This window comes from Sphingomonas sp. TDK1, assembly GCF_001650735.1.
Classification (GTDB): Bacteria; Pseudomonadota; Alphaproteobacteria; order Sphingomonadales; family Sphingomonadaceae; genus Sphingomonas.
Genome location: NZ_LXVY01000030.1, coordinates 24,062 through 35,390, shown reverse-complemented (window position 1 = coordinate 35,390; position 11,329 = coordinate 24,062). Strand labels below are relative to the sequence as shown.

The 11,329-nt window shown below is 64.6% G+C and carries 11 protein-coding genes; 3 read left to right on the top strand and 8 right to left on the bottom strand.

Annotation, left to right across the window (positions count from 1 at the left end):
- Window positions 1-113: 113 nt before the first annotated feature.
- From A7X12_RS16370 to A7X12_RS16360, 4 genes are all read right to left on the bottom strand, one after another.
- A complete protein-coding gene (locus A7X12_RS16370; RefSeq protein WP_064312596.1) occupies window positions 114-2,570 on the bottom strand; it encodes a strawberry notch family protein in 2,457 nt (818 codons plus the stop codon).
- A gap of 58 nt (window positions 2,571-2,628) precedes the next feature.
- Complete coding sequence (locus A7X12_RS16365; RefSeq protein WP_064312595.1) at window positions 2,629-3,468, bottom strand: DUF7146 domain-containing protein; 840 nt, start codon at window positions 3,466-3,468, stop codon at window positions 2,629-2,631.
- 147 nt (window positions 3,469-3,615) lie between these two features.
- Complete coding sequence (locus A7X12_RS26360; RefSeq protein ID WP_231472243.1) at window positions 3,616-3,924, bottom strand: hypothetical protein; 309 nt, start codon at window positions 3,922-3,924, stop codon at window positions 3,616-3,618.
- Window positions 3,925-4,554, bottom strand: a complete 630-nt coding sequence (locus A7X12_RS16360; RefSeq protein WP_029623217.1) for a ParA family protein — start codon at window positions 4,552-4,554, stop codon at window positions 3,925-3,927.
- Window positions 4,555-4,776: 222 nt separating this feature from the next.
- Here A7X12_RS16360 and A7X12_RS26730 point away from each other — a divergent pair, with 222 nt between their 5' ends.
- Window positions 4,777-5,694, top strand: a complete 918-nt coding sequence (locus A7X12_RS26730; protein ID WP_332308553.1) for a lytic transglycosylase domain-containing protein — start codon at window positions 4,777-4,779, stop codon at window positions 5,692-5,694.
- Here the strand turns inward: A7X12_RS26730 and A7X12_RS16355 are convergent.
- From A7X12_RS16355 to A7X12_RS16340, 4 genes are all read right to left on the bottom strand, one after another.
- Complete coding sequence (locus A7X12_RS16355; RefSeq protein ID WP_064312594.1) at window positions 5,661-5,936, bottom strand: hypothetical protein; 276 nt, start codon at window positions 5,934-5,936, stop codon at window positions 5,661-5,663. The two genes, A7X12_RS26730 and A7X12_RS16355, sit on opposite strands and share 34 nt — an antisense overlap.
- A gap of 287 nt (window positions 5,937-6,223) precedes the next feature.
- Window positions 6,224-6,835: a hypothetical protein gene (locus A7X12_RS16350; RefSeq protein ID WP_007407161.1), complete on the bottom strand. Its 612-nt coding sequence runs from the start codon at window positions 6,833-6,835 to the stop codon at window positions 6,224-6,226.
- A gap of 14 nt (window positions 6,836-6,849) precedes the next feature.
- Window positions 6,850-7,887 (bottom strand): hypothetical protein, encoded by a 1,038-nt coding sequence (locus A7X12_RS25660; protein ID WP_420794431.1) that lies wholly within the window; start codon window positions 7,885-7,887, stop codon window positions 6,850-6,852.
- Window positions 7,888-8,010: 123 nt separating this feature from the next.
- A complete protein-coding gene (locus A7X12_RS16340) occupies window positions 8,011-8,739 on the bottom strand; it encodes a DUF7146 domain-containing protein (RefSeq protein ID WP_084445617.1) in 729 nt (242 codons plus the stop codon).
- A gap of 170 nt (window positions 8,740-8,909) precedes the next feature.
- On the opposite strand from A7X12_RS16340, the gene istA reads away from it, so the two are divergent.
- A complete protein-coding gene (gene istA, locus A7X12_RS16335; protein WP_084445614.1) occupies window positions 8,910-10,421 on the top strand; it encodes an IS21 family transposase in 1,512 nt (503 codons plus the stop codon).
- Entirely contained in the window at window positions 10,408-11,136 is a 729-nt protein-coding gene (gene istB / locus A7X12_RS16330; RefSeq protein ID WP_061781607.1) for an IS21-like element helper ATPase IstB, read from the top strand. Before istA ends, istB begins: the two co-directional genes overlap by 14 nt.
- Window positions 11,137-11,329 lie beyond the last annotated feature (193 nt).

Sequence of the window (11,329 nt, the reverse complement as noted above, 5' to 3'; positions counted from 1 at the left end):
ACCGTAGTTATCTGGAGTGAAATCATGGAAAACCGAAGGAAACCTGCGCCTCCCGCCACCACGCTCGACATAAACTGCGACTGCAAAGAATTCCTGTAATGTTGAGCTCAACATTACACGGCCTCGCGCGGGGAGAGATCGATGTCGAGGTCGGCGCGCTCGTCGGGCGACAGTTCGCCCAGGCGGCGGTCGAGGATCGCCTCGGCGGTGCTGACTAGCTGCAGCACGACCGACTGATCGGCCGCCAGATGCTGTTCAATCGCCGCGATGACGGTCGGGAGCTTCGCTGACAGGAGGAGCGCCCCGAAGAACCGCTGCTTGCAGCTTTCGAACCGCGAGCGCGCCGCGGCCTTCGCGCCCGAGTTGAGCGTCTTGCCCTCGTTGCCGTCGACGACGCCGGTGAGTTCGAGCGCCTTTTCAAGGCCGCGATGGATGATCGCCCAGGCATCGGCATAGGTGTCGTACACCGCGATCTGTTCAGGCGTCAGCTCGTGGCGGAGGATGTCATATTCGACCCCGGCGAAGCTCAACGCGCGCGCGGTGTAGAGGCCGGTCGCCTTGAGATCGCGCGCGACCAGTTCCATCGCCGCGATCCCGCCCTGCCGGATCTGGGTGATGAACGCCTCGCGGTTGGCGAAGGCGGTCTCCGGCCCCCACAGGCCGAGCCGCACGGCATAGGCGAGGTTGTTCACCTCCGACGCGCCGGTCGCCGAGGCGTAGAGCACGCGGGCGTCGGGCAGGTGGTTCTGCAGGAGAACGCCGGCGATGCCCTGCTGCGAGCCCTTCTTGGTGCCCATCGACCCTTCGCCACCCGCGACGCCGCCCATCTCATGCGCCTCGTCGAACGCGATGACGCCGTCGAAGTCGGCACCGGCCCAGGCGATGATTTGATCGAGCCGGGTGGCGTCGCCGCGGTTGGAGCGCAGCGTCGGATAGGTCACGAACAGGACGCCCTCGTCCATCGTGACGGGCTCGTCGATCTTCCAGCGCGAGAGCGGCTGCACATCGGCCGCGAGACCGCCGAGCGCGGTCCAGTCGCGGATCGCGTCGGCATGGAGCGCCTCGTTCTTGCTGATCCAGATGTTCTTGCGACGACCCGCCAGCCAGTTGTCGAGGATGACGGCCGCGACCTGCCGCCCCTTCCCTGCCCCGGTGCCGTCGCCCAGGAAATAGCCCTTGCGGTACGCGCGTCCGTCGTCGGAGAGCACCAGCCCCACGCCCTCCTTGTCTGGCTTGCTCAGGCCCGGGATATACTGGGTCCAGGCATGGCCGGCGTAAACGACGGTCTCGAGCTGCGAGGAGGACAGGAGGCGTTCGGTGACGGTGCGTTCGGGCAGCGACGGAACATGGACGGGGATCGGCGCGGGGATCGAGCCCATCGCGATCGATTCCACCAGCGCGGTCGGATGCTCGCCGGCAGCGTCGAACACGATACGGCTCGGCCGATAGGGCAGATAGACGCCGGACTGCTCGGCGAGTGGCGCCGGCGTCTCGAGTACCTGGTAGCCGACCGGGAGAACCTCGTTCCTGGCGAGAGCGCGGAAGATGCGCGGGGTGGCAGCGGGCTTCGATCTCACGCTGCGCAGGAGGGACAGCCCCCCGCCCCGCTTGACCGGCGCCGGAGTGGCGGCCTCCGGGATCAGATCCTGCCGGGGCGGGATGACCAGCGCCTCGACCAGGTCGCTTACGGCGCCGCGCTGGAGCGTGACCGTCGTGGTATCACCCACCGTCTTGTCGATGACATAGAGTCGCACCGCGACTCCGGTGCCGTGCTTGCCATAGGCATGGGTCAGCCGGATCGAGGTGCGCAGCGCGACGCTCGCCAGCGTCGTCGACCAGATCGTGCCCATGCGCGCGGAGTTGAAGAACCAGTCGGGCATGATCGCGACGACGCGCCCGCCAGGCCGCACACGCTTGATCGCCGCCTGCAGGTGGCGGACCGCAGCGAGCGCGTCGGCACCGCGGCCGAGCGAGCGCGAGAAGGGCGGGTTCATCAGGATGAGGCTGGGGCGCTCCGCGGATGCCATGACGCTGGCGATCTGCGCGCCGTCGTGGCCGGTAACGCTGGCTTTCGGGAAGGTGGCCGACAGCCGCTCGCGGCGCGCGGGATCGATCTCGTTGAGCTGGAGCGCCGCGATCGGCGGGAGGCCCGCTACCAGGAGACCGTTGCCGGCGCTCGGTTCGAGTACGATGTCATCCGCGCGTGCGTTCGCGAGCATGACCGTGATCGTGGCGAGATCGAGCGGGGTCGAGAATTGCTGCCAGTCGATCTGCTCCTCGCTGCGCACGGTCTGGGTAGGAAGGCGCGCCATAAGCCCGATCGCGGCGTCGACCGCCGGCGTGGTGCCTGCTGCGCATACCGCCAGCGCGGTCGCATGCTCCAGCACCTCGAAGCTCTCGCGCTGGGTCCAGTGACCATCGGCGTCGGTGCCGCCATAGGCGCGGATCATCGCGTCGTTGAGCATCGCTCGGGTGATCTTCGCGTCGCCGGCGATCGCGGGGAGCAGCAGGCGGGCGGCAGCGGTGGCATGGTCGGCGCGCGCGGGCGCAGGGTCGAACAGGTCGGTCATGGGGGTCTCCGGGTCTGTGGCTGCTCGTGCAGCTCACGACCCCGACCCCCCTTCCCTCTCAGGCTCCGGGTTTCACGACGTCGGCCCAGTCGCCATAACGTGAGGGTGGCGGCATCCGCTTCAGCGTCAGCCCGCGCGGCCGATAGGCGGCCCACGCCTTGCGTCGTGCGCGTCGGCCCTCGAAGTCATTGTCCTCGGCGAAGATCAGCGTGGTGACGCTATCGGGGATGTGGACACGGTCGAGCCGCGCCGCGCCGAGCGTCGCCCAGCACGGGATGCCGTGGATCTGGGTGAAGGCGGCCGAGGTCTCGAACCCCTCACCAAGCGCCAATGTGTCGGTGACGCGCATGCCCTGCCAGGTCGCACCTCCCGGCGTGCCGAGCGTCGCCTTGTCGAGATAGCCGCCATGCGCGAGGTCGAGGAAGATGCGCTGAATCGAGCGCAGCGTGCGCCCCTCCCGCGCCGCGATCAGCAGCGCCGGGAGGAACCGGGTATGCGGTTTCGGTCCCCACGGACAGCGCGGGTGGTAGCTCAGGTCGTCGAAGGCGCCGGTGATGCCGCGAACGCGGAGATAGGCTTCCGCGGGCGTTCCGGCGATCGGCAACCCCTCGTTCCACAGCCGTTCGATGTTGGCGGGTCTGCCGGTGCGCTGTTCAGCGGGTGGGTCGTAGGTGCGTCCGGGTCTGATGCGCGCGATCTCGCGGAGCACGTCCTCGGCGGTGCAGCCGGCGAAGCAGTGAACGAGGATGCCGTCATGGCCCTGCCGGATCGAGAGGCTGGGATCGCTGTCGGCGTGGGCCGGGCAACGGCACATGGCGTTGTAGCCGTGCCAGGTGCCGCCGAGGGCGCCGACGATGTCCACGATGGTCTGGGTGGGTTTCAGCGCAACGAGGGGCATGACCGATCCTTTCTCGCTGCCTCTGACCCCCTTCTCTCCCTTCCTAGGTGACTCAGTAGCTGCTGGCTAGCAGCTAGCGGAAGATCCCCGTGTTAGCAGTTAGACCTCCGCTATCTAGCGTTGAGATGGCTGGTATCTAGCGGCTAGCTACCTTTGAGCTAGCAGTTTCTCATAAGCGTCGAGTGCCTTCTCGAGCACTTCTGTAAGAAGCAGACCCTCACGTTGAGCTATTTCGCGGATTCGATTGTCCCATTCGGGTGTGACCCTAGTCGCAAATTGTTGAGTGCGGTTAGTCTTGCGCGAACTGCGGGCATCAATGCGGGTTGCGGTTATCAGCGGTGCAGCCGGAGGGGCGGGGGCTACTTCGGGTGCATCCAAATTCTGGCTCGCCTCACTGATTGGTGGGGGTGAACCCAAACGAGTAGCCTTCTTTAGCTTCGAGATATCGGCCATCATTCACCCCGCTACTTTGTCGATTAGGGATTGGATCAGAGTATCAGCACGCTGGTTAAGGCCGGAGAATTTGGTTTCGGTAATTGACAGGCCTTGGTTCTGCGCTTGCCGGTATGCTGGTCGTTCCACGATCGAACCGTCGAGGACATTATACCCCGCTTCGGTCAAATACGCCCGCGCGTCATTTTCTTCAGCCGAAGTTCCAATGCGGTTGAGCGCAAAAACGAGCCGTCCAGTCGGGATACCCTCCTTAACAAGGGCATGGTATTCGCGGACGGCAGGCCTGAGATCGTCCAAGGATGCGCCGGTGGGTTGAACCACGAGTGACGATGACCGTGCAATTTCAAGTGTAGCTTTGCTGGTCCGAGCGGGGCCGTCGATGATAAGCAGATCGAAGCCGTCTGCAGCGGCCAGGGCCTGAGACGCGGTTTTGAATGCCTCAACCGACACAATCGGCTCGATGGAGATGCCAAGGCGTGCTCGGTGCCAATCGACCGAAGTGCCCTGTTGAGTATCGAGATCGGCGATTTTAACCCGCAGTTCGCCTGCCGCCGCCTCGCGAGCAAGGGCTCTTGCCAAGGTGCTTTTTCCTACACCGCCTTTTTGTGAGACGAATGCTACGACAGCAGCCATGACCGATCCTGTGATAGTTCGAACGACTGGATAGCTAGCCGCTCCCTAGCAGTTTGGCAACCGCTACCTATGTGATAGCTAGCTGATACCCAACCAGCAGATATCTGTGAGCTAGCTGCTACCCACGGGGGTTTGCCTGACCTAGTCCGGATCAAGCACTGGGAGATAGTGGAATTTTTTTCCACGTTGTGCGGTTGATCGAAACATGATGTTCAATGATCGATGAACACGCGATCGAACTCGAGCTTATGCGTAGTGGGTAGTGTTATGGCACTGCTATGGGCGCAAACATCGGCAGCTAAGCAGGCCGAGGTAATGACATTTGATGGGCAGGCAGTTGAAGCCGTCATCGATGTGGGCCCGAGAATGCGGGGTATGCCAACAGACGGAACGCCGCCAGTACCAAGCATGGAAGTCGTTTTAGGCAATGACTTCAGATCATTCGGCAGCCCCGTAATGGAACCCCAAGAGGAGGCAATAAGCACGTCGCATATATCGGTGCCCCTTTGGATGCAGACTGGCCAGGTTTCGGGGGGAGCTGGCCGGGCAGCGATGTCCGATATGGCAAGTTATCTCTACACCCCACAGGCTTGCTCAATCACACCCTACCGTCCACGCGGCGATTTTCCAGGCTGGCTCGAAGCTCGGCGGGCTCAATATTACCCCTTGATCCAGGCCGTGGCGTGCGAAGCTGGTGTGCCAGTCGGGCTTTTCGATGCACTGGTGGCCCAGGAAAGCCGCTATGACCCATTGATCGTATCACCGAAGGGCGCCGTTGGCCTTACCCAATTGATGCCCGGTACAGCGCGTGGACTTGGGGTTTTCAATTCGAGAGATCCGTTGTCGAACCTGAGGGGAGGGGCCAGATACCTCCGCGCGCATCTGGATGAGTTCAAGCGGGTCGATCTAGCCTTGGCCGCGTACAATGCAGGTCCAGGACGCGTTCGATCGATGCGCCGTATTCCGCCGTTTCGCGAGACGATGGACTATGTCGCAGCGATCACTCGAGGGTGGAGCACCGGATCGTTCAGGACAGCATCGATTCAGACCGCCGGTTTGGCAGTGGGTCGACAGGAATTCCGGGGCAGGGGGGTCCAGTTACTCGCTTACACATCTACAAGAGTATCGAACCCGAGGTAGTGCGCGTAATAGATCGCAATTCCGAGGATCGCCGGCGCGCCGAGCAGATAGTTGATCTGCCAACGTATCCACAACCGGGGTGCAACGAGTACCTTATCGAGGACGGTCGCAGTTGGGAGTTTCCTAGTTCCCAGACGATAATCGTAGGCGGTCTTTATCATCGCGAGGAAAGCGCACAGCGCCACCATGACGCCGACCGCGGCATAGAGTGAAAGCCAGGCCTGAAGTGTCGCTTGGGGCATGCCGACCACCTAGCAGCAAGATGCTGACGGTCCATTAACCGCTGAATCGCGCATTAGTTACCAGGTGGGCTGCGTTTTCAATCGCAAGTTGGTGCTCAGCATGGCGCTACGGTCGCGATGACGCACCAAAAACGGCTGCACCGGGCACAAAGGCGGCAATTTCAGCGCAACGGTAAACGCTTGCTCCCCTCGGGAGCATCGAGACGCGAAGCGGCGCGTCCAACCTTGCCGCTTGGTCTTGCCGTTTGTGGTTTGTGCGGTCCGGTCGGTTAGGACTGTACTCGCCGTCAGGCGTTAGGGCGTTGGCCGACTAGGCCAACTCCATTCGTTCTCAGATCATATGAATCTAGGAGCGGTTGACCATTTTTTTGAGACTCTTGCTTCTCGATAGCGATGGCAAGGCTGTCCAGCACTTGCCGCAAGCCGGCGTCTTCGATCTCCTCGGCGACAACCTGGCGCGGGGAGCGCCAGAGGCGCATCACCTCGATCTGCTCGATACGATCGACCTCGCGTTGCACCACGTCATCGGGGAGGGGGACAGGCCGGAGACGACGCGGAAGGAAGCGGGCAAGCCGGTTGGGGAAGCTCATGCGATAGACGTTGGAGGTCTGCGCATTGCGCGCCTTCGGGCGATCGGCCGGGGGATCGATCGGCACGCATCGCCGCTGCTTGTCGAGAAGGCCCATGCTGGCCAGCGCCACCAGCGCACGTCCGACGCTGGCGCGCGAGACGCCGGCAGCCGCCTCAATCCATTCCCAGGTCGGGAATACCTTGCCGGCGCACGTTCGCGCCAACGTCGTAAGCTGCTCGAACACACGCAATGCTGTGTTAGTTATCAGGGTGGCAAGGCGTTCGTCCTCGGTGAGCTGGCGGCCCTCGGCACGGGCGATGCGCCGCACCGCGTTCTTGCGCTTCAGCAGTTCGGCCGCCTGCTTGTAGAGTCGGTCGGGTTCGCCCTTCGCGTAGTTGTAGAAGAAGTCATCCTCAAACGTGCCGGCCTTTCGGCTGTTTGGGTGAACATGCGCTTGGGTCGGGTTTGCCGCGCCCGATCGTGATCTCGGCCGTGTACGCTCGATGCGGTCGAGCGCCATGAAGCTCGCTTTCGCGAGGGTAACAACTCCCATCGTCCGTCCCCTTCGTGGGGCCGGGACCAAGGCAAAACTAGAGCGTGGCGGACGGCCGCCAGGACGCTCACGTCGCGCAGGATCGTCTCATATTGCTCACGCATGCGTGCGCTCGGGCCAAACCAATCGGGCATGATGGCAACGAGCCGGCCGCCCGGTTGAAGACGGCGCAGCGCCGCTTGCAGATGACGGACTGCGGCATAGTCGTCGGCGCCGCGGCCGACCGACCTCGAAAAGGGCGGGTTCATCAGGATGAGGGTTGGTCGATCGACGCTTGCGAGGGTGGAATTGATGGTCGCACCATCGTGCCCGGTGATCGATGCTGAGGGGAAAGCCGCCTTCAATCGGCCACGGCGGAGCGGATCGAGCTCGTTCAGATGGAGCGATTCGACGTGACGGAGCTGCGCGACCAATAGGCCGTTACCCGCGCTCGGCTCGAGCACGATGTCGTCGGGCTGGACGTTGGCGAGAAGCGTCATAACCGCAGCGATGTCGACAGGTGTCGAGAATTGCTGCCATTCGATCTGATCCTCGCTGCGAACCGTCTGAGTGGGCAGGCGATCGGACAAATCGATCAGCGCGCGGACGTCGCCGAACGCCGCAATTTTTTGGGCGCTCGACTGAAGATGGATGGCAAGGGCATGCTCGAGGAGTTCAAAGCTGGCGCGTTGTGTCCAGCGACCGTCGGCATCAGAACCGCCGAAGGCCTTGGTCATCGCGTCGTTGAGGTGACGACGCTGAATGGCCTCGTCGGAGCGCAGACGGGGTAGAAGGAGGCGCACGGCCTCGCGCTCAGCCTGGGCGGCCGCTTCGAAGAGATCGGACATGGGTGTGGTCTCCAGAGTGGGCTGCACCCTCGGCAGCGACACCCTTTCGATCCCCCTCCCCTCTCCTCCGGCGCTTCGCGCCTAGACGCGGCTCTGCTGCGCTCGGGCATCGAGCGCCTTTGCTTAATCCTTGTAGATTGGCGGCGGGGGCGCGCGTTCGATGATGAGGCCCGACCGGGCGTAATGCGCTTGGGCACTTTCGGCTGCCCTGTGCCCTTCGGAATCGTTGTCCTCGGCGACCAGGAGCGTTGTGACCGTGGGCGGAATGACGAGCTGGTTGAGCCGACGTGCGCCGAGTGAAGCCCAGCACGGGAGGTTGCTCAGGCGCGCGAAAGCGTCGGCCGTCTCAAAGCCCTCGGCGATGGCAAGGGTGTTGCCCCCTGCCCCGCCCCGCCAAGCGCCGTGCCCCGGGGCGCCAAGCATGACCTTGCGCGTGTAATGGGCGGTGTCGGGGTTCAGGAATATGCGTTGAATTGCGACCAGACGGTTTCCCTCGCGCACCGCTACCAGGAGAGCGGGTTCGAAGATCGTCTTCGGCTTGGGCAGGTAAGGGCAACGCGGATGGAAGCGAAGATCGCGTGGTGGTGGGAGGAGGTTCCGGCACTGGAGGTAGCGCTCGGCAAGGGTGCCCGGAACGTCGACCGCCTCATTCCAGATTCTTTCGACGTTCATCGGCCGCGGCGAGTCCGCCAAGGCGGGTGGCGGATAATGGCGACCCGGGCGAACAAGGCGCAGTTCACGCAGGACGTCTTCGCGCGAGCATCCTGCGAAACAGGTGACGAGAATGCCGCGATCCCCTTGCCGAATCGACAAGCTTGGATCGCGATCGCTGTGTGCGGGACAGCGGCACATCGCGACATTGCCGCTCCACGTGCCGCCCAGGGCCCCGACAATGTCGACTATCTCTGTGGATCGGCGTGGAAAAGGGACCCCGGTAGCGGGGTGATCGGCGTCGAAAAAGGACCCCTCATCCCGGTGGTCTAGGGTGCTCGCTTGGCGGTGTGTCAGGCGGCGAGATCGGGATGCTGGTATTGGAGACGGTGTTGAGGATCCGGCGCGAGCACGCGTCGGGGAAGGCCATCAAGGCGATAGCGCGGGACCTGCACCTGTCGCGCAAGGTGGTGCGCAAGGCGATCCGGGCGCCGGAGGCGGACATGGGCTACCGGCGGGAGGTGCAGCCGCTGCCGAAGCTGGGGCCGTTTCAGACGCGACTGGATGCGTTGCTGGAGGAAGACGAGGCACGGCCGCGGCGCGAGAAGCTGCGCCTCACGCGTATCCACGATCTGCTGCTGCGCGAGGGGTTCGACGGCTCATACGACGCGGTGCGCCGCTATGCGGCCCGCTGGCGGCAGGCGCGGCGTCGCGACGTGATGAATGCGCCGGCGTTCATCCCGCTGCTGTTCCGACCAGGCGAGGCGTATCAGTTCGACTGGAGCCACGAGGACGTCGAGATCGCGGGCAAGCCGATGCGCGTGAAGGTCGCCCATGTGCGGCTGTGCGCTTCGCGGGCCATGTATGTGCGAGCCTATCCGCGCGAGACACAGGAGATGGTGTTCGACGCCCATGCGCGGGCGTTCGCCTTCTTCGGAGGCGTGCCGACGCGCGGCATCTACGACAACATGAAGACGGCGGTGACGAGCGTGTTCACCGGCAAGGAGCGGGTCTTCAACCGGCGTTTCCTGGTCATGGCCAACCACTACATGGTCGAGCCGACGGCCTGCTCGCCGGCGTCAGGCTGGGAGAAGGGCCAGGTCGAAAACCAGGTGCAGACCGCGCGTGGCAGGCTTTTCCAGCCGCGCTTGCGCTTTGCCAGCATCGAGGAGCTGAACGGCTGGCTGGAGGCGGAGTGTCGTCGCTGGGCCGACATGCACCGGCATCCGGAGCAGAAGGAGCTGACCGTCGCGCAGGCATGGGCTGCCGAGCGTGGCGTGCTCCAGCCGGTCGTCGCGCCCTTCGACGGCTTCCATGAGAGCGAGCACGCGGTGAGCGGCACATGCCTCATCAGCTTCGACCGCAACCGCTACTCCGTCTCCGCCCGGGCGGTTCGGCGGGCTGTCCAGGTCCGCGCCTATGCCGACCGCATCGTCGTGCGCTGCGACGGCCAGGTCGTCGCCGACCATCCCCGGTTCTTCGGGCGTGACCGGACCATCTACGACCCCTGGCATTACCTGCCGGTGCTGGTGACCAAGCCGGGCGCCCTGCGCAATGGCGCGCCGTTCCAGGGCTGGGAGCTGCCGCCTGCGCTGTCACGACTGCGCCGCAAGCTCGGCGCCGGTGACGATGCCGACCGGCGGTTCGTGCGCGTGCTGGCAGCCGTGCTCGACGACGGGCTGGAGGCGGTGGAAGCGGCCGTGCGCGAAGCATTGCTGGCGGGCACCGCCAGCGACGACGTCATCGTCAACATCCTGGCCCGCCGACGCGAGCCGCCCCGGCCGCTGACCATCGTCACGCCCGAGGACCTGGCGCTGCGCCACCCGCCGCGTGCCGACTGCACCCGCTATGACAGCCTGCGAGGCCTCCATGCAGCGGCATGAGATGATGACGGCCATGGCGGACCTTGGCCTCAAGGGCATGGCTGGCGCCTTCGACGAGGCCGTCACCACCGGGCTGCAGCGCAAGCGCACGACCATGGAGATCCTGACCGACCTGCTGCGTGCCGAGGCAACGTACCGCCATGCGGCGTCCGTCCGCTACCGGATGTCGGCCGCCAGGCTGCCGGCGGTGAAGGACCTCGACGCCTTCGTCTTCGACGACACCCCCATCAACGAGGGCCTGGTGCGCTCCTTGCACAGTGGCTCGTTCCTCCCCGGCCGGCGCAACGTCGTGCTGGTCGGTGGAACGGGCACCGGCAAGACGCATCTGGCCACCGCGATTACCGCCAACGTGGTGCGGGCCGGCGCCCGCGGGCGCTACTTCAACACGGTCGACCTGGTGAACCGGCTCGAGGAGGAAACGCGCCTCGGCAAAGCCGGTGCGCTCGCCAACCAGCTCTCCCGGCTCGACCTCGTGGTGCTCGACGAACTCGGCTACCTGCCCTTTGCCCGCTCGGGCGGTCAGCTGCTCTTCCACCTGGTCAGCAAGCTTTACGAGCAGACCTCGGTCATCGTCACGACGAACCTCGCCTTTGGCGAGTGGCCGACCGTCTTCGGCGACCCCAAGATGACCACCGCGCTGCTCGACCGCATTACCCACCACTGCGACATCGTCGAGACCGGCAACGACAGCTGGCGCTTCAAGCACCGCAGCTAACGCCCGGAACACCCGGCAGAGAACGCTTCGCGCTGGTTGCGCCTCCGGTCGGGCTACGCCCGCCCTACGCCGCAACCAGCGCGAACGGTGCGCCCGTCATACCCGTCACGCTGCTCGACGAAGGGGGTCCCTTTTGCACGCCGATAGGGGGTCCTTTTTGGACGCCGATTGACAACTATCTCCTGCGATGGCC

Coding starts and splice junctions, on each gene's coding strand:
- A7X12_RS16370 (WP_064312596.1), bottom strand. CDS start 2,570: ATGACCGACCTGTTCGACCCTGCGCCCGCGCGCGCCGACCATGCCACC.
- A7X12_RS25660 (WP_420794431.1), bottom strand. CDS start 7,887: ATGTCCGATCTCTTCGAAGCGGCCGCCCAGGCTGAGCGCGAGGCCGTG.
- istA (WP_084445614.1), top strand. CDS start 8,910: ATGCTGGTATTGGAGACGGTGTTGAGGATCCGGCGCGAGCACGCGTCG.
- A7X12_RS16360 (WP_029623217.1), bottom strand. CDS start 4,554: ATGGCTGCTGTCGTAGCATTCGTCTCACAAAAAGGCGGTGTAGGAAAA.
- A7X12_RS26730 (WP_332308553.1), top strand. CDS start 4,777: ATGAACACGCGATCGAACTCGAGCTTATGCGTAGTGGGTAGTGTTATG.
- istB (WP_061781607.1), top strand. CDS start 10,408: ATGCAGCGGCATGAGATGATGACGGCCATGGCGGACCTTGGCCTCAAG.
- A7X12_RS26360 (WP_231472243.1), bottom strand. CDS start 3,924: ATGATGGCCGATATCTCGAAGCTAAAGAAGGCTACTCGTTTGGGTTCA.
- A7X12_RS16365 (WP_064312595.1), bottom strand. CDS start 3,468: ATGCCCCTCGTTGCGCTGAAACCCACCCAGACCATCGTGGACATCGTC.
- A7X12_RS16340 (WP_084445617.1), bottom strand. CDS start 8,739: ATGTGCCGCTGTCCCGCACACAGCGATCGCGATCCAAGCTTGTCGATT.
- A7X12_RS16355 (WP_064312594.1), bottom strand. CDS start 5,936: ATGCCCCAAGCGACACTTCAGGCCTGGCTTTCACTCTATGCCGCGGTC.